At 66.9% G+C, this 21,270-nt stretch carries 17 protein-coding genes and 1 pseudogene; 11 read left to right on the top strand and 7 right to left on the bottom strand.

Annotated features, from left to right (window positions below; translation table 11 throughout):
- Positions 1-23 precede the first annotated feature (23 nt).
- The 3 genes from QTI24_RS25760 to msrA form a co-directional block, all read right to left on the bottom strand.
- On the bottom strand, positions 24-2,126 hold the full coding sequence (locus QTI24_RS25760; protein ID WP_286604244.1) for a TonB-dependent receptor: 2,103 nt from the start codon (positions 2,124-2,126) through the stop codon (positions 24-26).
- A gap of 78 nt (positions 2,127-2,204) precedes the next feature.
- The gene (locus tag QTI24_RS25755; protein WP_286604242.1) at positions 2,205-2,597 is read right to left on the bottom strand and encodes a hypothetical protein; all 393 of its coding nucleotides are present in this window, start codon (positions 2,595-2,597) and stop codon (positions 2,205-2,207) included.
- Positions 2,598-2,627: 30 nt separating this feature from the next.
- On the bottom strand, positions 2,628-3,179 hold the full coding sequence (gene msrA, locus QTI24_RS25750) for a peptide-methionine (S)-S-oxide reductase MsrA (protein ID WP_286604241.1): 552 nt from the start codon (positions 3,177-3,179) through the stop codon (positions 2,628-2,630).
- A 98-nt stretch (positions 3,180-3,277) separates the two neighbouring features.
- On the opposite strand from msrA, the gene QTI24_RS25745 reads away from it, so the two are divergent.
- From QTI24_RS25745 to QTI24_RS25720, 6 genes are all read left to right on the top strand, one after another.
- Entirely contained in the window at positions 3,278-3,955 is a 678-nt protein-coding gene (locus tag QTI24_RS25745) for a TetR/AcrR family transcriptional regulator (RefSeq protein ID WP_286604240.1), read from the top strand.
- Complete coding sequence (locus QTI24_RS25740) at positions 3,952-5,124, top strand: efflux RND transporter periplasmic adaptor subunit (protein WP_286604239.1); 1,173 nt, start codon at positions 3,952-3,954, stop codon at positions 5,122-5,124. Before QTI24_RS25745 ends, QTI24_RS25740 begins: the two co-directional genes overlap by 4 nt.
- Before the next feature lie 13 nt (positions 5,125-5,137).
- Complete coding sequence (locus tag QTI24_RS25735; protein ID WP_286604238.1) at positions 5,138-8,368, top strand: efflux RND transporter permease subunit; 3,231 nt, start codon at positions 5,138-5,140, stop codon at positions 8,366-8,368.
- Between the two features lie 20 nt (positions 8,369-8,388).
- Positions 8,389-9,075 (top strand): protein-L-isoaspartate O-methyltransferase family protein, encoded by a 687-nt coding sequence (locus tag QTI24_RS25730; protein ID WP_286604237.1) that lies wholly within the window; start codon positions 8,389-8,391, stop codon positions 9,073-9,075.
- A gap of 13 nt (positions 9,076-9,088) precedes the next feature.
- Positions 9,089-9,427 (top strand): rhodanese-like domain-containing protein, encoded by a 339-nt coding sequence (locus QTI24_RS25725; RefSeq protein WP_286604236.1) that lies wholly within the window; start codon positions 9,089-9,091, stop codon positions 9,425-9,427.
- 157 nt (positions 9,428-9,584) lie between these two features.
- Positions 9,585-11,117 carry a TolC family outer membrane protein gene (locus tag QTI24_RS25720; protein WP_286604235.1) on the top strand — a complete coding sequence of 511 codons (1,533 nt, stop codon included), beginning with the start codon at positions 9,585-9,587 and terminating at the stop codon, positions 11,115-11,117.
- On the opposite strand, the gene QTI24_RS25715 is transcribed toward QTI24_RS25720, so the two are convergent.
- Positions 11,047-11,775: a substrate-binding domain-containing protein gene (locus tag QTI24_RS25715; protein ID WP_286604234.1), complete on the bottom strand. Its 729-nt coding sequence runs from the start codon at positions 11,773-11,775 to the stop codon at positions 11,047-11,049. The two genes, QTI24_RS25720 and QTI24_RS25715, sit on opposite strands and share 71 nt — an antisense overlap.
- A 105-nt stretch (positions 11,776-11,880) precedes the next feature.
- A pseudogene (locus QTI24_RS25710) lies at positions 11,881-11,973 on the bottom strand (helix-turn-helix domain-containing protein); the annotation flags it as partial.
- Between the two features lie 132 nt (positions 11,974-12,105).
- On the opposite strand from QTI24_RS25710, the gene QTI24_RS25705 reads away from it, so the two are divergent.
- From QTI24_RS25705 to QTI24_RS25695, 3 genes are all read left to right on the top strand, one after another.
- A complete protein-coding gene (locus QTI24_RS25705) occupies positions 12,106-13,089 on the top strand; it encodes a Bug family tripartite tricarboxylate transporter substrate binding protein (RefSeq protein ID WP_286604233.1) in 984 nt (327 codons plus the stop codon).
- 3 nt (positions 13,090-13,092) lie between these two features.
- A complete protein-coding gene (locus QTI24_RS25700) occupies positions 13,093-14,961 on the top strand; it encodes an alkyl/aryl-sulfatase (protein ID WP_286604231.1) in 1,869 nt (622 codons plus the stop codon).
- A 219-nt stretch (positions 14,962-15,180) separates the two neighbouring features.
- Positions 15,181-16,197 (top strand): autotransporter outer membrane beta-barrel domain-containing protein, encoded by a 1,017-nt coding sequence (locus tag QTI24_RS25695; protein WP_286604230.1) that lies wholly within the window; start codon positions 15,181-15,183, stop codon positions 16,195-16,197.
- 138 nt (positions 16,198-16,335) lie between these two features.
- Here the strand turns inward: QTI24_RS25695 and QTI24_RS25690 are convergent, their stop codons facing one another.
- Complete coding sequence (locus tag QTI24_RS25690; protein WP_286604229.1) at positions 16,336-17,691, bottom strand: 3-deoxy-D-manno-octulosonic acid transferase; 1,356 nt, start codon at positions 17,689-17,691, stop codon at positions 16,336-16,338.
- A 10-nt stretch (positions 17,692-17,701) separates the two neighbouring features.
- Entirely contained in the window at positions 17,702-19,084 is a 1,383-nt protein-coding gene (locus QTI24_RS25685; RefSeq protein ID WP_286604228.1) for a phosphomannomutase/phosphoglucomutase, read from the bottom strand.
- A gap of 112 nt (positions 19,085-19,196) precedes the next feature.
- Here QTI24_RS25685 and QTI24_RS25680 point away from each other — a divergent pair, with 112 nt between their 5' ends.
- Together QTI24_RS25680 and QTI24_RS25675 are read left to right on the top strand one after the other, a co-directional pair.
- Complete coding sequence (locus tag QTI24_RS25680; RefSeq protein WP_286604227.1) at positions 19,197-20,765, top strand: DNA-3-methyladenine glycosylase 2 family protein; 1,569 nt, start codon at positions 19,197-19,199, stop codon at positions 20,763-20,765.
- Between the two features lie 5 nt (positions 20,766-20,770).
- Positions 20,771-21,268 (top strand): methylated-DNA--[protein]-cysteine S-methyltransferase, encoded by a 498-nt coding sequence (locus tag QTI24_RS25675; RefSeq protein ID WP_286604226.1) that lies wholly within the window; start codon positions 20,771-20,773, stop codon positions 21,266-21,268.
- The last annotated feature ends 2 nt before the right edge of the window (positions 21,269-21,270 follow it).

Genomic DNA, 21,270 nt, shown 5'->3' with positions numbered 1-21,270 from the left:
GACGGAATACTTAACGTTTGCGGCTAAAAGGTCGCCCGCAACCCCAATTTCAGCGACCGCCCCGGCAACGGCGCGTTGGGGTACACGGTCGTTGTCAGGATCGAAGTCGCGCTGTAGGCGAGCTGGTCGGTGATGTTGTCGATGCGCGCATACCAGGTGAGGTTGGCACGCTGCACGCGCATCTTGTAGGTGAGCGCTGCGTTCCACATCGTGTAGGCATCGGTCGGGATATCGCCGAAGGGCGGCACCCGGTCCTGCGCCGCGTAGTGGTCGAAGCCCACGCGCGCCGTCCAAGGGCCGTCGCCGTAGGCCAGGGTGGCACCCACTCGTGCTGGCGCGATGCGCGGCAGCGGCAGGTTGGTGTTAGTGTTGGTGGCCCGCACCAGGTCGCCTCGCCACTCGAGGTCCAGCGTGGCCGCGTCGTCCAGGCGCGAGAAGCCGCCGGTGCCGAGCAGCCGCAGGTTGCCGTTGGCCTCGATGCCGGTGAAGCGTGCGGGCACGCCCCGATACACGTATTCGGCGAAGGTCTCGGGGAACAGCAATCCTTCGGGTGTGTCGACGGGAGGCGGATTGACTTCGCCATCCGCACTGCGCTCGCGGCCCGTTGCCGTGAGGCCGATGTAGTTGCTGAAGCGCGTCACGTAAGCATTGACCCGGGCGGTATTGGGTCCGTCCTTCCATTGGGCGCCCAGTTCGAAGCCGGTCGATTTTTCCTTCTTCAGGTCCGGATCGCCGAGTTCCCACGCGGCCGTCGCGACGTGCGGGCCGTTGGCGAACAGTTCGTAGTCCTTGGGCGCCCGCTCGGTGTAGGCCAGGTTCGAAGTGAGCTGCCATTGCGGCGTCAGGTCGACCAGCGCGCCGAAGGCCGCACTGCTCGGCGTGAAGTTGCGCTCGCCGACGAAGAATCGTGTGAGCTCCGGGTTCTCGGGATCGCCGAACGACTGAACCTTGACCTGCTCGGTCCGCGCGCCGAAGTTCAGGCGGCCCCATGAGGTGCCCAGGTCTTCGTTCAGGAACAGCGCGTTCGACCGCGTCCGGCTGTTCGGCGCGAACGCCTCCTCTCCCGATGCCGAGAAGCGGCCGTTGTCGCTCGTGAAGCCGATGAGGCCATCGAGATTGCCGATGCGCTGGTGACGCGCTTCGAGGCGGAAGGCGTTGCTGTCGTTGGTGAACACCGTTCCGGGCAGCGGCCCTTCGTACTCGGTGTGGCGGTATTCGGTGCGGCTCAGCTTGGCGTGGACATTGGTGAAGAAACCACCCGGCTGCCATTCGCCCTCCAGCGCATAGCGGTCGGAGTTCATGCGGATGGTGACGTCGTCTTCGGCCACGGTGCCGTAGTCGCTGCGGTAGGTGCTCACCGAGGCACCGAGCCAGCCCTTGTCGAAGAACATCGTGCCGCCGAGCGCGCCCCCGTCCGCCTGGTTGGCCGAATTGCACAGCTTGTAGGCGATGCCGGGCCGCTGCGGATTGGCACAGGGGATGGCGAGCGGCACCCTGACGTCGTCCGAGTTGCGGCTGAATGCGTCCACGTGCAGGGCATAGCGGTTGTTGCCGCCTTCGAGCACCACGCCGCCAGCCTTTTCGCGATTGCCGGTCGCGAAGCCCACGTCGGCCCGGCCGCCGAAGCCTTCGATCGGCTCAGTCGGAATGCGGTTGTCGATCACGTTGACCACGCCGCCGACCGCGCTGCCGCCGTACTGGAGCGCCGACGGCCCCCGCAGCACTTCGAGACGATCGGTGACGAGCACGTCCACAGGCACCGCATGGTCGTAGCTCAGCGCCGAAGCGTCGGGTGCGGAGCCGCCGTTCTGCAGGATGCGAATGCGGTCGCCGTCCTGGCCGCGGATGGTGGGCCGGCTGGCATTCGGACCGAAGTAGGTGCTGCTCACGCCCGGCACGCCGTTCAGCGTTTCGCCGAGGGTGGACTGGGACTTGAGGAGCAACGCGTCCCTGGACAGCGAAGTGGTCGGCGAAATCGTGTCTGTGGCGCCGAGCGGATTGCCGGTGACGGTGACCTCACGCAGCGTCGCAGCGGAAGCATCCGCGTCGGATTGAGCCCAGGCGGCGCAGGAGACAAGGGAAAGCACGGCAACGCCCACGGCGCTGCGACGGAAAAAGAATGGCATCTGGGAACACTCGTTGAATCGATGGACGACCGGCCGCCATCCGCAAGGCGGATGCAGCAGCCGGCAGGCAAAGGGGATTCAGCGAGTGGAAGGCGGGCCGCGCGCGTCGAAGAGCGCGACCCATCGGGCGAGTGCCTCGCCCTCGAGCCAGGCGAAGGTAGCCGCCGGCAGCATGACCGGCAGGATGACCGGCGGCACGCAGAGTACGGCCGAGCCGTGGGAAAGCTGGTCGTACAGGCGGCAATCGGCGTCGGTGTGAGCACCGAACAACTCAAGGAGACCGCTTTGCGAATGGCTCGCGCCCGCGGGCTTCACCGAATCGCCGGCGTGCGCGGACGCAGCTGGTGCGCTCGGGGTCAGGGGGCCATGCACCGTGCGGTGCATGAAGCCGAGTGTCGTCGCGAGCCACAAGGCGAACGCCAGCACGCACACGATGGCGCGGGTTCTGTGACGGCTTGTGGCGAAACGCATGGGCGGGAAGGATACCGGGCCTCGGGCCCCTCAGGATTTGACGCGTGCCGCAAAAGTCTTCTGGAACTTCTCGACCTTGGGCCCGACCACGAAGGCGCAATAGCCCTGGTTGGGGTTGTTCAGGAAGTAGTCCTGGTGGTAGGCCTCTGCCGTCGAGTAGTTGTCGAGCGGCTTGACCTCCGTGACGATCGGCGACCGGTAGGTCTTGCTGTCGCCGATCTCGCGGATGACCTCTTCCACCACGCGCTTCTGCTCGTCGTTGCCGTAGTAGATGCCGCTGCGGTACTGCGTGCCGACGTCGTTGCCCTGGCGGTTGAGCGTGGTCGGGTCGTGCACGACGAAGAAGATCTCCAGGATCTCGCGCAGCGTGATCTGTGTCGGGTCGAATTCCACCTTGACGACTTCCGCATGCCCCGTGCGCCCGGTGCAGACCTGCTCGTAGCTCGGATTCATCACCTGTCCGTTGCTGTAGCCGGATTCGACATCCACCACACCCTGCACCCGGTCGAACACCGCCTCGGTGCACCAGAAGCAGCCGCCGCCCAGCACGATGGTTTCGGTTTGCGGTGATGGCGTCGACATGTGAACTCCGTCATTGAAATGGGCGAACCTTGCATTGTCGCGGCTTGACGCGATCCCGGCCGCTCACTACATTACTAACCCGCCAGTCATTAACCGCCATGCCCGCCCCCCGATTCCTCAGCGACAAGCTTTGCTCCGTGCGAACCAAGCGGGAGCGTCGCAAGGAAGCCCGTCCGGGCGAGTTGCTGGAAGCGGCGCTGGATCTCTTCGTCGAAAAGGGCTTCGCCGCGACCCGCTCCGAAGAAGTGGCCGCCCGGGCCGGTGTCTCCAAGGGCACCCTCTTCCTCTATTTCCCGAGCAAGGAAGAACTGTTCAAGGCCGTGGTCAACGAGAACCTCGCCGGTCGCTTCACCGAGTGGAACAAGGAATTCGACGAGTACGAAGGCAGCACCTCCGACATGCTGCGCTATTGCATGCGCGTGTGGTGGGAGAGAGTCGGTTCCACCAAGGCATCCGGCTTGACCAAGCTGATGATGAGCGAGGGGCGGAACTTCCCCGAGCTGGCCGAGTTCTATCGGCGCGAGGTGGTGCGGCCGGGGCATGAACTGCTGCGGCGCATCCTGCAACGCGGTGTCGATCGCGGCGAGTTCGCGCCGATCGACGTCGACCACGCGATCTACACCGTCATCGCGCCGATGATCTTCCTAATGCTCATCAAGCATGCGGCAGCCATCTGCGTCGATGGCGAAACGGAAATCGACCCCGAGAAATACCTGGCGATCCAGACGGAGACCGTGCTTCACGGACTCTGCGTGCCGCCGAGAGCGTCTGAATGAAAAGAACATTGAAGTGGGTCATCGCGGCCCTGGTCCTGATCCTCGTCATCGGCGGGGTGCTCCGCGCCGTGGGTGCGCGCAAGGCGCATCAGGCCGCCGTCGCGGCCGGCGGCACGGTCGCGGAGACAGTGGTGGAGCTTTCATCCGCCGACGTGGTGCGAGTCAAGCGGCGCGAGTTGGCCGAGACGCTGTCGGTGTCCGGCACGCTCAAGGCGGTGGACTCGGCGCAGGTCAAGGCCCGTGTCGCGGGCGAACTGATCGGCCTCACGGTGCGCGAGGGCGACAACGTCACCGCCGGACAGGTCATCGCGCGCATCGATCCAATCGAATACCAGTCGCGCGTGCGCCAGGCGCAGGAGCAGGCCGATTCCGCCCGCGCGCAGGCCGAGGTGGCCCAACGCACCTTCGACAACAACAAAGCGCTGGTCGACCAGGGCTTCATCTCCAGGACCGCGCTGGAGACCTCGCAGTCGAATCTCAACTCGGCCCTGTCGACCCACCGCGCCGCACTGGCCGCGGTCGAGATGGCGCGCAAGTCGCTCGACGACACGGTGCTCAGGAGCCCCATCACCGGGCAGGTGTCGCAGCGGTTCGCGCAATCGGGCGAGCGCGTCGGCATCGATACCAAGGTGATCGAAGTCGTGGATCTGAGCCGCATCGAGGTCGAGGCCACCGTTGCCGCCGCCGACTCGGTGGCGGTGCGCGTGGGCCAGCGGGCGACCTTGCAGATCGAAGGCAGCAACGCGGTCGACCCGAAGAGCGGCGAACGCAGCGTCGGCGCCACCGTGGTTCGCGTCAATCCGAGCGCCCAGGCGGGCAGCCGCAGCGTGCTGGTCTATCTGAAGCTGGACCGCAGCACGGGCTTCCGCCAAGGCCTGTTCGCGCAGGGCAGCATCGACGTGGGCCGTACCGAGACGCTCGCCCTGCCCTTGTCGGCAGTGCGCACCGACAAGCCCGTGCCCTACGTCCAGTTGGTGATCGAGGGACGCATCGCCCACCGCCAGGTCGAGACCGGCCTGCGCGGCCAGGTCGACGGCCAGACGATGATCGCGGTCCGCGGCCTCGATGAGGGCGCGGTCGCCGTGACCGGCACCGTCGGTCCGCTGCGCGACGGCACGGTCGTGCGCCTGGCGCCGGTCGCAGCTCCTGCCGCTCGCACCGCGCCCTGAGCGACGCATCGCCATGTGGTTCACCCGCGTCAGTCTCAAGAATCCCGTCTTCGCGACGATGCTGATGCTCGCGCTGGTCGTGCTCGGCATGTTCTCGTACCAGCGGCTGCAGGTCGACCAGTTTCCGAACATCGACTTCCCGGTCGTGGTGGTCATCACCGAATACCCCGGCGCCTCGCCCGAGATCGTCGAGAGCGAGGTGACCAAGAAGATCGAGGAAGGCGTCAACTCGATCGCCGGCATCAACGCCCTCACCTCGCGCAGCTACGAGGGCCAGTCGGTCGTCATCATCGAATTCCAGCTCTACGTGGACGGCCGCAAGGCCGCCGACGACGTGCGCGAGAAGGTCGCTGCCGTGCGGCCGCTGTTTCGCGACGAAGTGAAGGAGCCGCGCGTGCTGCGCTTCGACCCGGCTTCGCGTGCGGTCTGGTCGGTTGCCGTGCTGCCGGAGGGCGACAAGGACAGGCAGCCGAGTGCCGTCGAACTCACCAACTGGGCCGACCAGGTGCTGAAGAAGCGGCTCGAAAACGTGCGCGGCGTCGGCTCCGTCACGCTGGTGGGCGGCACCAAGCGCGAGATCAACATCTACCTGAACCCGCAGGCCATGGAGGCCTTCGGCGTGAGCGCGAGCCAAGTGGTCGACGCGGTGCGCAGCGAAAACCAGGCGCTGCCGGTTGGCTCGGTGCGCTCGCTCGAACAGGACCGCGTGGTGCAGATCGACGCGCGCATGGAACGGCCCGAGGACTTCGGCCGGATCATCGTCACGCGCAAGGGCGGAGCGCCGATTCGCGTCGACCAGGTCGCGACGGTGAGCGACGGTGCCCAGGAACTCGACAGCCTCGCCCTCTATAACGGCCAGCGCACGCTGCTGCTGTCGGTGCAGAAGGCGCAGGACGAGAACACCATCCAGGTGGTCGACGGCCTCACGAAGGCGATCGCCGAGATCAAGCCGCAACTGCCGCCCGGCGTGCGCCTCGAGCCCATCGCCGACGCCTCGCGGCCGATCCGCGTGGCGGTCGAGAACGTGCGCCGCACCCTCATCGAAGGCGCGCTGCTCACGGTGCTGATCGTGTTCCTGTTCCTGAACTCGTGGCGCTCCACCGTCATCACCGGCCTCACCTTGCCGATCGCGCTGATCGGCACCTTCTGGTTCATGGCGATGTTCGGCTTCACGATCAACATGATCACGCTGATGGCGCTGTCGCTGTGCGTGGGCCTGCTGATCGATGACGCGATCGTGGTGCGCGAGAACATCGTGCGCCACGTGCAGATGGGCAAGGGCCCCTACCAGGCATCGCTCGACGGCACGCAGGAGATCGGGCTCGCGGTGCTCGCGACCACGCTGTCGATCGTCGCGGTGTTCCTGCCGATCGGTTTCATGGAAGGCATCATCGGCAAGTTCTTCCACGAGTTCGGCATCACGATCGTGGCCGCCGTGCTGATCTCGATGTTCGTGAGTTTCACGCTCGACCCGATGCTCTCCAGCATCTGGCACGACCCCGCGATCGACAAGCATGGCAAACGCGAGGCGCCCGTCACCTTCTACGACAAGACCATCGGGCGAGTGACCGGCTGGTTCGACAATGCGACCGAGCGTCTGGCCGAGGGTTACCAGTCCATCTTGCGCTGGGCGCTGGTGCACAAGCTGGCAACCCTGGCTGCGGCACTGGGCATCTTCATCGCGAGCATCTTCATGGTGCCGCTGCTCGGCACGGAGTTCGTGCCCAAGGCGGACTATTCCGAAACGGCCATCAGCTTCTACACGCCGGTGGGCTCCTCGCTCGAAGTCACCGAAGCCAAGGCCCGACAGGTCGAGGCCGTGCTGCGCGAGATGCCGGAGGTTCGCTACACGCTCACCACCATCAACACCGGCGATGCGCAGGGCAAGATCTACGCGAGCATCTACGTGCGACTGGTCGACCGCAAGGCGCGCGGCCGCAGCGTCGACCAGATGTCGACGGTGCTGCGCGAGCGGCTGCGTTCGGTGCCGGGCATCACCGTCACGCACGTCGGCCTGCGCGACTCCGTGGGCGGCAACAAGCCCATCGAGTTCTCGCTGCAAGGACCCGACCTGAAGGAGCTCGAACGGCTCACCTCCAAGGTGATGGAGGCGATCCGCCCGATCCCCGGCCTCGTCGATCTCGATTCGAGCCAGAAGCCGAACAAGCCCACGGTGAGCATCGTCGTTCGGCGCGATGCGGCCTCGGACCTCGGCCTGGGCGTGACGCCCATCGCGACGGCCCTGCGCACCCTGGTGGCCGGCACCACGGTGGGCAACTGGCGCGCACCCGACGACCAGACCTACGACGTCAACGTGCGGCTCGCGCCCGAAGTGCGCAACTCGCCGGCCGACCTCGCTCGCCTGCCCTTCGTCAGCACGGCCGTAGGCGCCAATGCGGACGGATCGAGCCGCATCGTTCGGCTGTCGCAGGTGGCCGAAGTGCGCGAATCCACCGGCCCCAACCAGATCAACCGCCGCGCCCTCGCGCGCGAGGTCAGCATCAACGCCAACGTCGACGGACGCTCGGCGGGCGAGGTCTCGGCCGACATCCGCAAGGCGCTGGCGGGCATCGCGTTCCCGCCGGGCTATGGCTGGCAGTTCAGCGGCTCGACCAAGAACATGCAGGAATCCTTCGGCTATGCCGTGTCCGCGTTGGCGCTGGCGATCATCTTCATCTACATGATCCTGGCCAGCCAGTTCAAGAGCTTCCTGCAGCCGCTGGCGCTGATGACGGCGCTGCCGTTGACGCTGATCGGCGTGGTGCTGGCGCTGCTGGTGTTCGGCTCGACGCTGTCGATGTTCTCGATCATCGGCGTGGTGATGCTGATGGGGCTGGTCACCAAGAACGCCATCCTGCTGGTGGATTTCGCCATCCGTTCGCGCGAGCCCGGCGTGGCGGCCGACGGCAGCGCGGTGCCGGGCCTGCCGCGCGCCGAGGCGCTCCTGCTCGCCGCGCGCGTGCGGCTGAGGCCCATCCTCATGACGACGCTGGCGATGATCTTCGGCATGGTGCCGCTGGCCTTCGCGATCACCGAGGGGTCGGAGCAGCGCGCGCCCATGGGCCAGGCCGTGATCGGCGGCGTGATCACCTCGTCGCTGCTGACGCTGGTGGTGGTGCCGGTCGTTTATTGCTACATGGACGACCTGGCGAACTGGGCCCGACGCCGCTGGAACCGCGCGCCGGCATCGGCCGCCACCGCAGAGCCCACGGAACCGGCGCCTAAAATTGAAGGTTTGTCCTGAGTCCCACTAGGAAGAATCACATGAACCCCACTCCCACCCTGGAGCGCCTGCGCTTCAACATGATCGAACAGCAGATCCGCCCCTGGGATGTGCTCGACCTCGAGATCCTCGACCTCCTCAACAACATTCGCCGTGAGGACTACGTGCCCCCGGCCCACCGCGCGCTGGCCTTCTTCGACATGGAGATTCCGCTGGAAGGCGCGGCCACCCCGAAGGAACCCGGCCAATGCATGCTTTCGCCCAAGGTGGAAGCGCGGATGCTGCAGGACCTGCACGTCCAGAAGCACGAATCGGTGCTCGAGATCGGCACCGGCTCCGGCTTCATGGCCGCACTGCTCGCGCACCGCGCAGCGCAGGTGCTGACGCTCGAAATCGACCCGGCGTTGGCCGCGAGCGCCGCCGAGACCCTTCGCCGCAACGGCGTGATGAACGTCGAGGTGCGCAACGCCGATGGATCCCAGCCGCTGCCCAGCGGGCCGACCTTCGACGTCATCGTTCTGAGCGGCTCGGTCGCACGCATTCCCCAGGGTCTGCTGGGCTCGCTCAAGCTGGGCGGCCGTCTGGCGGCCATCGTCGGCGACGAACCGATGATGCGCGCCCACTTCGTCACCCGCAGCAGCGAAGGCAAGTGGGACACGGTGCAGCCCTGGGACATCGTGGCACCGCGCTTGCTCAACTTCCCAGCGCCTTCGCGCTTCAACTTCTGATCCGTACCATTTCATGATCGATCAAATCCGCCCGGCCGAGTTGGCCGACTGGTTCTCCCGGAACCCGGGCGCAACGCCGGTGGTCCTCGATGTGCGCGAGCCCTGGGAACTGCAGACCGCGTGCGTGGTGCCCCAGGGCTTCACGCTGGCGACCATCCCGATGAACGAGATTCCGGCTCGCGTCGCCGAACTCGACACCCATCAGCGCATCGCCTGCCTCTGCCATCACGGTGCACGCAGCCAGCGCGTGGCCGCCTTCCTTGCCCAGAACGGGTTCGACGAGGTGGCGAACATCGCGGGCGGCATCGATGCCTGGTCCGCCCAGCACGACCCTTCCGTCCCCAGATACTGATGCTCGCCCCCAGGCTTGCCCACTTCGCGTGGCCGCCCACCCCCTGCCGGGGGCAACACCGGCGGCCTGGCGGAGCCAGATCCGCGGTGTTTCTGGATTTCGCTGTCTTGTAGGCGAAGCCTTCTGACCTAGCTACTGCTTTCTTCAAGGACGTTTCATGCCCGTTCCCAGGCCTCTTCCCCTTTCGGCAGCGCTCGCGACCGTGTTCGCAGCGGCGATTGCACTGCCGGCTCACGGCCAGAGCCTGATCGAACTGTATGACTCGGCGCGCGGCTACGACGCCACCTACCAAGGCGCACGCGCGCAGTACGACGCGAGCCTGGCTCGCGCGGCGCAGGCCAAGGCGGGCATCCTGCCGTCGGTGGGGTTGTCGGCCAACGCTGCAGCCACCCAGCAGGAACTGTCGACCGACAACCTGACCGTCAATCGTGGCTTTCCGAACCAGTCCGCCGGCATCAATGCGACGCAGCCCCTGTACAGGCCTGCGAACTGGGCGGTCTACGAGCAGAGCAAGCGCCAGGTCGATATTGCCCAGGCCACGCTCACCATCGCCGAGCAGGACCTGGTCGTGCGCGTGAGCCAGGCCTACTTCGACGTGCTCTCGGCGCAGGACAGCCTCGCGCTGGTGCGTGCGCAGAAGATCGCGGTGGCCGAACAGCTCGCCTCGGCCAAGCGCAATTTCGAGGTCGGCACGACGACCATCACCGATTCGCGCGAAGCGCAGGCGCGCTACGACCTCGTGATCGCCCAGGAGATCACGGCCGAGAACGACCTGCAGGTCCGGAAGATCGCGCTCGACCAGTTGGTCGGCCGCCCCGGCGCGAATCCGACGCCCTTGGCCGCGCCCGTGGTGCTGCCCACGGTGCCGGCCGACATGAACGCCTGGGTGCAACAGGCCGAAGACGTACACCCCGCCCTCACGCAGGCGAAGCTCGGCCTCGAGGTGGCCAAGCTCGAAGTGGACAAGGCCCAGGCCGGCCACAAGCCCACGCTCGACGCGCAGCTCGGCTACAACGCCACGAACAACCCCCAGGGCACCAGCACCAGCACCAGCACCGGCCGTGTGAACGTGCGGGCCGCAAGCATCGGCGTGGTGTTCAACCTGCCGCTGTTCGCGGGCTTCGCGACCGAGAACCGCGTCAAGGAAACGCTGGCACTCGAGGAGCAGCAGCGCCAGATCCTCGAATCGACGCGCCGCAGCGTCTCCCAGGCCACGCGCACGGCCTACCTGGGGCTCATCTCGGGCGCAGGACAGGTCAAGGCGCTCGAAGCCGCCGAGGCCTCCAGTCAGAGCGCATTGGACGCCAACCGGCTGGGCTACCAGGTCGGCGTGCGCATCAACATCGACGTGCTCAACTCGCAGAGCCAGCTCTTCCAGACGAAGCGCGACCTCGCGGTGGCACGCTACAACGTGCTGGTGGGCAACCTCAAGCTGCGCCAGGCCAACGGCACGCTAACTGCGGACGACCTCACCAACATCAACAACACGCTGGCCACCAACGGCCGTGCGAGCGTCGACAGCGCGGCTTCGCCCAATCAGCCTTCGGCGGCCACGCAAAGCCCGGTGCCGGTGCCCGCCAATCCGGTCTTCGTGGTTCCGCCCGTGACGACACCGCCCTTCAATCCGCAGCCGCCGACGATGCCCGTGCCGCCGCCGCCGCCGGTGATCGTCGTGCCGCCTTCGCGCTAGCCGGATCCATCATCTCGTGGACCAGGCCTGAAAAGGCCAATGCGGCCGGCGACATGGTCCGGTTCGCGAGCATCACGATGCTGTAGTGCGTCTGCATGCGCATCAGCCGCTTGATCGGCAGGCGCAGCAGCGATTCGGTCCCGTGGTTCAGGCCCACCGAATCGGGCGCGAGGATCACGGCATTGGCGGTCAGTGCCAGATGCCGCAGCGTTCCCAGGTCGTCGCACACGACGTTGAAGACGGGGCGGTCCGTCCGCTTCACCTGCTTCTCGAAATGCGCGGCCACGCCGAGCGGCAGGTTCGGGCTGGCGACCGGGTAATCCATGGCCTGGTCCAGCGTCACCTCCCCCAGGTTCAGCAGAGGGTGATCGGCGCAAACGAAGAAGGACACCGACACGTTGGGCAGGCGCTTGAATTGCAGCCCCGGCTGCTTCTTCAGGTCTCGCGTGTCGGCAACAAACAGATCGAGCTGCCGTCGATGCAGCTTTTCGCTCAAGGTGTTCGGGTCCGCCACCTCGATGCGAACCGCCAGTTGCGGGTAGCGCTGCGTCATCAACGACAGAGCCGGCCGACCCAGCATGCCCGCAGCGAAAGGTCCGAGCCCGACCTGAAGGCTGCCGGTGGAAAGTCCCTGGAGCAGCAACACATCGCGTTGCACCTGCTCCGCATCGGCGATGAGTTCGCGTGCCCGCGCCAGCACCAGTTCGCCCGCGGCGGTGAAGCGAACCTGGCCATAGGCCCGGTCGACGAGACGCGCCTTCAGGTCCCCTTCCAGGTTCTCGATGCTGCGCGACAGGGCTGGTTGCGAGAGGTGTACCGCCTCGGCGGCCCGGCCGAAGCTGCCCTGCTCGGACAGCGCGATCAGATGGCGAAGCTGGCGGAGTTGAATTTTGCACCCCAGTTAAAACTTAACGCTGTATTTTGCATTGGCTATTAGTTTGAGTGTTACCCAGAATCAAAGGCATTCAACCAACGAAGGAGACAGCCGATGAAGACGGCAATCACGTGGCAGCTGGCCGGCGCTCTGCTGGCGGGCCTGGCTTTGCAAGGACCTGCCCAAGCGGACGACTTTCCGCGCAAGGCCGTGACGGTCGTGGTGCCCTACGCGGCCGGCGGCGGCACCGACGTGGTCGCGCGCTCCCTGGCGGAGCAGATGACGCGGCAGCTCGGCCAGCCTGTGATCGTCGACAACAGACCCGGCGCCGGCGGCATCCTCGGCACGAACGCGGTCGCCAAGGCCGCGCCGGACGGCTACACGGTGATGGTCGGGCTCACGCAGTCGCTGCTGACCAACCAGTTCCTCTACGAAAAGCTCCCCTACGACCCGCGCAAGGAGCTGGGCTTGGTCACGCAGATCGCGACCGCGCCGCTGATGCTGCTCGTGCCCGCCACGTCGCGCGTCCAGAACGTGGCCGACCTGCAGCGCGAGATGCGCGCCTCGGCCGCTGGCGGCAACTGCGGCTCGTGGGGTGCGGGCTCGTATCCGCACCTTGCGTGCGCGCACATGGCGCAGTCGTGGAAGGCCAGCATCACGCACGTTGCGTACAAGGGAGAGGCACCGATGCTGCAGGATCTCGTCGGCGGGCAGCTGAGCTTCACCTTCGGCAGCGTCGTGTCCGCCAAGGCCTACCTCGATGGCGGCAAGCTGCGCGCCATCGCCATCACAGGCGAGCAGCGCATGCCGCTCCTGCCCAACGTGCCGACCTTCGCCGAAGCCGGCTTTGCCGATCCCGAATACAGGATGTCCGGCTGGCTTGCGCTGGCGGTGCCGCAGGGCACGCCGAAGGCCGTCGTCGCACGGCTTCAGCAAGCGACGCAGCAAGCCGTCGCATCGCCAGAACTCGTCAAGCGATTCGAGGTGCTGGGCATGGTGCCGATGGGGACCACCGCCGATCAATTCCGCCAGAACTACAACGCCGACTGGCCCGTCTGGGAAAAGCTGGTGAAAGTTTCCGGAGCCAAGCTGGACTGACCCATGACGATGCGCAACACACTGATGACATCCGACTTCGAAGTCGAGAACGACGATCCCACGACCCGCGGCTTCATCGCCACGTGGCCGAACGCCGAGATCCGTGACGAGACCGGCCGAGTGGTCTGGACCATGGCCGGCTACGAATTCCTGGAAGACGAGCGACCCGCGCCGACCGTCCACCCCGGCCTGTGGGCGCAGGCACGGCGCAACATGACGCATGGCCTGTTCGAGGTAACGGAGCGCATCTACCAGGTGCGTGGCTTCGACCTCGCGAACATGACGCTGGTAGAGGGCGAGCGCGGCGTGATCATCATCGACCCTCTGACCTGCGCGGAAACCGCCGCGGCGGCGCTCAAGCTGTATCGCGAGCAGCGCGGCGACCGACCGGTCACCGCCGTGATCTACAGCCACAGCCACGTCGACCACTTCGGCGGCGTGCGCGGCGTGATCGACGAGCAGGAGGCGATCCGCCAGGGCGTGCCGATCATCGCGCCAGCGGGTTTTCTCTGGCACACGGTGGCCGAGAACATGATCGCGGGCAATGCCATGTCGCGCCGCTCGCAGTTCCAGTTCGGCCAGACGCTCAAGCGCGGGGTGTGTGCGCAGGTCGATTGCGGCCTGGGCAAGAACCTTCCGCACGGCACCGTGACCCTGATTCCGCCGACGCGCACCATCGAGAAGGAGCGCGAGAACCACGTGATCGACGGTGTCGAGATCGTCTTCGCGCTGGCGCCGGAAAGCGAAGCGCCGTCGGAGATGTTCTTCTTCTTCCCGCAGTTGCGCGCGCTGAATCTCGCGGAGCTGGGCCAGCACACCATGCACAACCTGTGTCCGCTGCGCGGCGCCCAAGTGCGCGATGCGCGGCTCTGGTCGCGCTACCTCGACGAGGCCCTGCACGAATTCGCGCCACATTCGGACGTCGTGTTCGCCCAGCACAACTGGCCCACCTGGGGCCAGGAGACGCTCACGCGCTTCATCGCACAGCAACGCGACCTCTACAAGTACGTGCACGACCAGACCGTGCGCCTCATGAACAAGGGCCAGACGGCCGTGGAGATCGCGGAGGAACTGCGCCTGCCGCCCGAACTGGTCGACATCACGCATGCCCAGGGCTACTACGGGACGCTCGTGCACAACGTCAAGGCCGTGGTGCAGCACTACCTCGGCTGGTACGACGGCAACCCGTCGCGGCTGCATACGCTGCCACCGGTCGAGGCCGGCACGCGCTACGTGGCCTACATGGGCGGTGCCGAGGCCATGCTTGAGAAGGCACAGGCCGATTTCGAACGCGGCGAGCATCGCTGGGTGGCTGAAGTCACGAGCCACCTCGTGTTCGCGGAGCCCCGCAACCAGGCGGCGCGTGTGCTGTGCGCCGCGGCGCTGGAACAACTCGGCTTCGCCGCCGAATCAGCCACCTGGCGCAACGCGTATCTGTTGGCGGCGCGGGAGTTGCGCCAGGGCGTCCCCGCGGCCAAGCGCCGCAGCATGAGCTACGACCTGCTGAAGGCAGTGCCGATGGAGATGTTCCTCGACTGCCTGGCGATCCGACTGGTGGCCGGGCGCGCCAGCGGGAACGCCCTGAGCATCGCCTGGCACATCGTCGACGCCGGCGAGCACTGGACCCTGACGCTCGGCAATGCAGCCCTGACCTATCGCCCATCGAGCCTCAACGCCACAGCCGACGCGACGATCGCAGTGAGCCGCGACCGCCTGGCGAGCCTGCTGGCGCACGAGGACGGCATTGCCGCGGCCATTGCGAGCGGCATCGAGGCGGGCGACGTGGCCGTGGGCGGCGACGTGTCACAAGTGCACGCCTTGCTTTCGATGCTGGACGAGTTCGATCCCATGTTCAACATCGTGGAACCATGAACCAATTCACGAATCGCTGCAATCCGCCTTTCGGTAAGTGACGACTGCCGCAGACCCGCGCACAATGGCCTCGGGTTGCCCGGCTTCCCTGAGCGCCGGGCTTGTCCGAAGGAGGGTTCGGCCATGCGATGTGCGTCTCCTCAAGTGCCCGGCACGGGCACTTCGCTTCACCGGCGTGCCGACAGGCCGCACGGGTGTCTTGTCCGAACGGGCGCGCAATTGGCGGCCGTTGCCGCCCTCTTCGTGGTCCATTTCGGCGTTTACGCGCAATGCACGCCGGCGGCGGTCGGCGCAACGGGCCTCTGCCCCGCCGGCGCCAGCTTCGGCGCCATCTCCGGGCCGCAAGCCGGCGCGTACCTGGGCGATCAACGCCTGTCCAGCCTTCTGTTCGTGCACAGCCTTCAGGATCGTTTGGGAGATTCCTCGCCGGACAACCCGCGCACTGTCTGGTTTCGTGGCGGCGGCCTCGATACGAGCAGCAACGCATGGATGATGCAGGGCGGCGGGGACGTCGCGAAGTTTTCGCTGTTCGGTGGCACCGACCGTCTTCATCTGGGCGCCATGGCCGGCTATGCCGGCGCGCGCACGGATGCCCAAGCCCTCGGCACGCCGTTCCTGGCTCGCGGCGACACGTCGGGCAGCGGGGTCGGCATGTACGGCACCTGGTACCAGAACGATCGCACCCGGCTCGGCTGGTATGCGGACGTGTGGGGGCAGTACTCCAAGTTCAACAACCAGATCCAGCCAGGCTTGCCGAACGGCGCGAGTTACGACTCGCAGGTCGGCATGCTGTCGGCCGAAACCGGCTATGCCATGCGGCTGGGCGAGACCAGCAACTGGGTGGTCGAGCCGCAGGGCCAGATCATCTATTTCCGCAACCGTTCATCCAGTCCGTACACGGCCGTCGATCCCGCCGGAACCAGCGCCGAAGGTGCCCACGGCGCGTTCGCGTCGAGGCTGGGTGTGAGGCTGCGCAGTGTCTGGACCCAGGATTCGGGCTGGCGCGTTCGCCCGTATGCCGCATTCAACTGGTGGTACGACAACGCTGGCGCGGAAATCGTGGTCAACCCGTATTCGGTGCGCGACCTGTACCCGGGCAATCGCTATGAGTTGAAGGCCGGCGTCAGCGTCGACATCGGACCGGGCTGGGCGGGCTGGGGCGACCTGGGATGGCAATGGGGCAATCAGTCCTACCAGGCGTGGACAGTTCGGGGGGGCATGAAATACGCTTGGTGAGCGGTGCTCGCCCCCAGGCTTCGCGCACTTCGTGTCGCTACGCCTACCCCCTGCCGGGGGCAACACCGGCGGACCGGCAAAGCCGGATCCGCGGTGTTTCTGGAATGGGCCTGGCTGCGCCAGCCTTGGAACTTCGCCCTATTCGAGGTGGGGTTCGGGGCGTTCCTCGGCCGCTGGGGAGGCGTGTTCCGCGATCGCCAGCAGGGCCGCAGCAGTGCGCTCGGCGGCGCCGCGATTCATGGATGCGAAAGCGAGTGCGGCCTGGGCCATGGCTTCGCGGCGCTCGGTTTTCTCGACAAGCTTGAGGGCTGCGGTAACCGCGTGCTCCATGTCGGGGACGCGCAGCGAGGCACCGGCGGCCAGCGAGAGTTCTGCGGCTTCGGCGAAGTTGAAGGTGGAAGGGCCCATGATCACCGGGCAGCCGCATGCAGCCGCCTCGATCAGGTTCTGGCCACCGAGGGGTTCGAAGCTGCCGCCCAAAAGCGCTGCATCGGCCAGGCCGTAGTAGAGGGCCATCTCGCCGAGCGAATCGCCGAGCCAGATCTCGGCTTCGGTCGGTGCGCCGGCGGCGCTGCGGCGCGCGACGGCGAAGCCGTTGGCCTCGACCAGCGCGGCGACCTCGTCGAAGCGCTGGGGATGGCGAGGGACGATCATCCATTGCACGTCGTGCACGCGCTTCGCAATCGACTGGATCGCCTCCTGCGTGGGCGGCACTGGAGCCAGCGCGCCGAAACGCTTCAGCACGTCGAGCAATTGCTGCTCCTCGCCGTCGCGCGAGCTTGCGAAGACGACGACCGGACGCGGCAACTGGCCGCGGAGCTTGGCCGCTGTCGCCAGCTGGCGCGCATCCGGCGTGGCATCGAATTTGAGATTGCCGAAGACACCGGCGACCTTGGCGCCGAGCGAGACCAGCCGGTGCGAATCGGCCTCGGTCTGCGCCCACACGGCCGCGAGCGACGAGTAGGCAGGTCGCGCGAGCCAGCCGAGGCGCTCGGCGCCGGCCAACGAGTTCTCGTTCAGCCGAGCATTGGCCAGCACCAGCGGAATGCCGCGTTCGGCGCAGGCGGCCGTCATCTCGGGCCAGACCTCGGTTTCCATCAACACGCCGATGCGGGGACGAAAGCGATCGAGAAAGCGCGCCACGGGTTCGGGCGCGTCCCACGGCTGCCACACCTGCAGATCGCCGGGCTGGAGCAGTTTGGCGCCCTCTTCGCGACCCGTGGCCGTGCCGTTGGTGAGCAGGATCGGGATATCGGGGTACTGGCGGCGCAACTCTTCGATCAGGATGCCGGCAGCACGCGCCTCGCCGAGCGAAACGGCGTGGATCCAGCACCAGCCGGTACCGTTGACCGCATCGTCGTAGTGGCCGAAGCGCTCCTCGACCGCATGCGCATAGCCGGGTTCGGCCACTGCGCGCCGCCTGAGCTTGCGGCGGACCAGCGGCTGGGCCAGGGTGGTGAAAGCGCCGTAGAGGCGCAGCAGCAACGAACGCACGCTCAGGGAATCAGTGGGCGGCTTCGGCGAGGGTGGCGTCCGGCTTGGCGCTCCTGAGCAGCGCAAGCATCTCGCCTTCGATGCGATGAAGCGCGGCCTCGGTCTGGCCCTCGAAGCGCAGCACCAGCACCGGCGTGGTGTTCGATGCACGGATCAGCCCGAAGCCATCGGGCCAGTCGACCCGCACGCCGTCGATGGTCGACACCTTGGCCGGCGCATCGAACTTCGCGGTGCTGACGAGCTGGTCGACGACCGTGTGCGGCTCGCCCTCGGCGCACTTGACGTTGAGTTCGGGGGTCGAGAAGCTGGTCGGCAACGCATTGAGCACATCGCTGGCATTCGGGCTCTTGCTCAGGATCTCGAGCAGGCGGCACCCGGCATAAGTGCCGTCGTCGAACCCGAACCAGCGTTCCTTGAAGAAGATGTGGCCGCTCATCTCGCCGCCGAGGGGTGAATCGATCTCCTTCATCTTGGCCTTGATCAGCGAGTGACCCGTCTTGAAGATCAGCGGCTTGCCGCCGGCCGCCTCAATGGCCGGGCCCAGACGTTGCGAGCACTTCACGTCGTAAACGATGGTGCCGCCCGGCACGCGCGACAGCACGTCCTGCGCGAACAGCATCATCTGGCGGTCCGGGTAGATGTTGTTGCCATTCTTGGTGACGATGCCCAGCCGGTCGCCGTCGCCGTCGAAGGCGAGACCGAGTTCGGCGTCACCCGCCTGCAATGCGGCGATCAGATCCTTGAGGTTCTCGGGCTTGCTCGGATCGGGGTGGTGATTGGGAAAGTCGCCATCCACCTCGCTGAAGAGTTCAGTGACTTCGCAGCCGATCGCGCGCAGGATGGCCGGCGCCGATGCGCCGGCAATGCCGTTGCCCGAATCGACCACGATCCTGAGCGGGCGCGCGAGCTTGATGTCGCCGACGATGCGCTGCGTGTAGGCCTCGGTCACGTCGACCTTGCGAACGCTGCCACCGGGGGCCAGCTTGGCGCTGTCGGCTTCCATCACCTTGCGCAGGCCCTGGATCTCTTCGCCGTAGATCGCGCGGCCGGCCAGCACCATCTTGAAGCCGTTGTAGTCCTTCGGGTTGTGGCTGCCGGTGACCTGGATGCCGCTCGTGGCCAGCGTGTGGGCCGCGAAATAGAGCATCGGCGTCGTGACCGCACCGACGTCGATCACCTCGATCCCGGTGGCGACCAGTCCCTTGATCAGCGCCTCGACCAGCGCCGGGCCCGAAAGCCGCCCATCGCGCCCCACCGCCACCGACTTCTCCCCGGCCGCGCGCGCGGCGCTGCCGAAGGCCTTGCCGAGTGCCTCGGCGACTTCCGCGTCCAGCGTGGTGGGCACCACGCCGCGGATATCGTAGGCCTTGAAGATCGATGCGCTGAGTTGCATGAAATCTACCCCTGAAAGTTCAAGAAAATGAGGACCATTGTAGGCATGGCCCTCCTGGGCCAGATGTCCGGAAATGGCTACTCCTGCCCGTAGCCAGCCGTATCATCCTTTCATGTCCCCCACCCCAGCCTCTACCGCCGGACTCGAGAGCGACGCCTGCTACCTGGCCATGAAAGCCCATGACGCACGTTTCGACGGCTCGTTCTTCACCGGCGTGACCTCGACGGGCGTCTACTGCCGTCCGGTCTGCCGCGTCAAGCTGCCGCGGCGCGAGAACTGCTGCTTTTTCCGCCACGCGGCACAGGCCGAGGCGGCCGGATTCCGCCCTTGCCTGCGCTGCCGCCCCGAACTGGCGCCCCGCGCCGCCAGTTGGTCGACCGAAGACGCATCACGCATTCTTGCCTTGCAAGCCGCGCGCCTGATCGACGAACCCGATGCCTGGGCGGAAGACGGTCCCGGTGCGGCCCGCATCGCCGCCCGGCTGGGCGTCAGTGACCGACATTTGCGCCGCATCTTCGAGACTCAGTTCGGCGTGTCGCCCCTGCAATACCTGCAGACGCGCCGCCTGCTGGCGGCCAAACAACTGATCGCCGACACGCGGCTGCCGATGACTCAGGTGGCGCTGGCCAGCGGGTTTGCGAGCGTCCGGCGTTTCAACGCCGCCTTCCTCACGCACTACGGCCTCAACCCCAGTGCGCTGCGCCGTGCGGGCGCGACGGCCGGTGAGCGCGAAGATGCGTCGGTGACCGTGCGGCTGGGCTTCCGCCCGCCCTACGACAGCGATGCCATGCTGGACTTCTTTGGGCGGCGCGCGTTGCGCGGCGTCGAGGCGCTGAGCGACGGCGACCGCCCGGGCGGCGCACGGCAGTTCTCCCGAACGCTTCGCGTGACGCAAGGCGGGCGCACGCTCGAAGGCTGGCTGCAGCTGCGCTTCGATCCGCAGCGCGAGCAGGTCCTGCTGCGCGTCGGCGATTCGCTCGCTGCCGTGCTGCCGACCGTGATCAGCCGGGTGCGCGCCATGCTCGATCTCGACGCCGAGCCGATGGCCATCAACAGCGCACTGCATGCGAGCTTTCCGTTCGGCGATGGCTTGCGCGTGCCGGGCACGGTCGACGGCTTCGAACTCGCGGTGCGTGCCGTGCTCGGCCAGCAGATCACCGTCGCGGCAGCCCGCACGCTGGGCACCCGGTTGGTGCAGGCTTTCGGCGAGCCGATTGCCACGCCAATCGAGGGACTCGACCGCTTGTTCCCGACGCCCGCCGCCATCGCCGGCGCGAGCGGCGATGCGCTCGGCCAGCTCGGCATCGTGCGCCAGCGGCAGGCGGCCCTGCTCGCGGTGGCACGCGAAGTGATCGACGGCCGCCTGGCGCTGCACGCCGGCGCGGATGTGCCCGCCACCCTCGCCGCGCTGCAGGCGCTGCCCGGGATCGGCGATTGGACGGCGCAATACATCGCAATGCGCGCCCTCCGATGGCCCGATGCCTTTCCGGCCGGCGACGTGGCGCTGCAAAAGGCACTCGGCGTCACGACGGCCCGGGCGGCGGCGGAGGCCTCGCTCGCCTGGCGGCCATGGCGCGGCTATGCCGTGCTGCGCGCCTGGCACAGCCCCGCACCACTGAACACCCACACGGTCGACGCAACGACCGCTTCACCGACGACATCTTCCAGCGTCACAGCCTGACTGCCATGAAATTCAAGAACGCCATCATCTACAGCACCCACATCGAGACCTCGCTCGGCGGCATTACTCTGGCCGCGACCGACAAGGGCTTGGCCGGCGCGTGGTTCGACCAGCAACGCCACTGGCCCGACATGACCGGCTGGCAGGCGGATGCCAGCCATCCCGTGCTTCTGGAAGCGGCCGTTCAGCTCGTTGACTACTTCGCCGGGCGCCGCAAGCACTTCGACCTGACCCTGGACCTCTCCCACGGCACGGCCTTCCAGCAATCGGTATGGCAGGCGCTGCTCGCCATCCCGGCGGGCCGGACGACCAGCTATGGCGCACTCAGCGCGGGTGTCGGCAACCCGGCAGCCGTGCGCGCCGTGGGTGCGGCCGTGGGCCGCAACCCGATCAGCGTGATCGTGCCTTGCCACCGCGTGCTGGGCTCCGACGGTTCGCTCACCGGCTATGCGGGCGGGCTCGATCGCAAGACCGCACTGCTCGAACTGGAAGGCGCACTGTGAGC

Source organism: Variovorax sp. J22P240, assembly GCF_030316855.1.
GTDB lineage: Bacteria > Pseudomonadota > Gammaproteobacteria > Burkholderiales > Burkholderiaceae_C > Variovorax.
The sequence above is the reverse complement of the archived record's forward strand: the minus strand, read 5'-3'. Positions and strand labels throughout refer to the sequence as shown.

Coding starts and splice junctions, on each gene's coding strand:
- QTI24_RS25675 (WP_286604226.1), top strand. CDS start 20,771: ATGAAATTCAAGAACGCCATCATCTACAGCACCCACATCGAGACCTCG.
- QTI24_RS25685 (WP_286604228.1), bottom strand. CDS start 19,084: ATGCAACTCAGCGCATCGATCTTCAAGGCCTACGATATCCGCGGCGTG.
- QTI24_RS25705 (WP_286604233.1), top strand. CDS start 12,106: ATGAAGACGGCAATCACGTGGCAGCTGGCCGGCGCTCTGCTGGCGGGC.
- QTI24_RS25725 (WP_286604236.1), top strand. CDS start 9,089: ATGATCGATCAAATCCGCCCGGCCGAGTTGGCCGACTGGTTCTCCCGG.
- QTI24_RS25730 (WP_286604237.1), top strand. CDS start 8,389: ATGAACCCCACTCCCACCCTGGAGCGCCTGCGCTTCAACATGATCGAA.
- QTI24_RS25740 (WP_286604239.1), top strand. CDS start 3,952: ATGAAAAGAACATTGAAGTGGGTCATCGCGGCCCTGGTCCTGATCCTC.
- QTI24_RS25680 (WP_286604227.1), top strand. CDS start 19,197: ATGTCCCCCACCCCAGCCTCTACCGCCGGACTCGAGAGCGACGCCTGC.
- QTI24_RS25755 (WP_286604242.1), bottom strand. CDS start 2,597: ATGCGTTTCGCCACAAGCCGTCACAGAACCCGCGCCATCGTGTGCGTG.
- QTI24_RS25720 (WP_286604235.1), top strand. CDS start 9,585: ATGCCCGTTCCCAGGCCTCTTCCCCTTTCGGCAGCGCTCGCGACCGTG.
- QTI24_RS25700 (WP_286604231.1), top strand. CDS start 13,093: ATGACGATGCGCAACACACTGATGACATCCGACTTCGAAGTCGAGAAC.
- msrA (WP_286604241.1), bottom strand. CDS start 3,179: ATGTCGACGCCATCACCGCAAACCGAAACCATCGTGCTGGGCGGCGGC.
- QTI24_RS25735 (WP_286604238.1), top strand. CDS start 5,138: ATGTGGTTCACCCGCGTCAGTCTCAAGAATCCCGTCTTCGCGACGATG.
- QTI24_RS25745 (WP_286604240.1), top strand. CDS start 3,278: ATGCCCGCCCCCCGATTCCTCAGCGACAAGCTTTGCTCCGTGCGAACC.
- QTI24_RS25760 (WP_286604244.1), bottom strand. CDS start 2,126: ATGCCATTCTTTTTCCGTCGCAGCGCCGTGGGCGTTGCCGTGCTTTCC.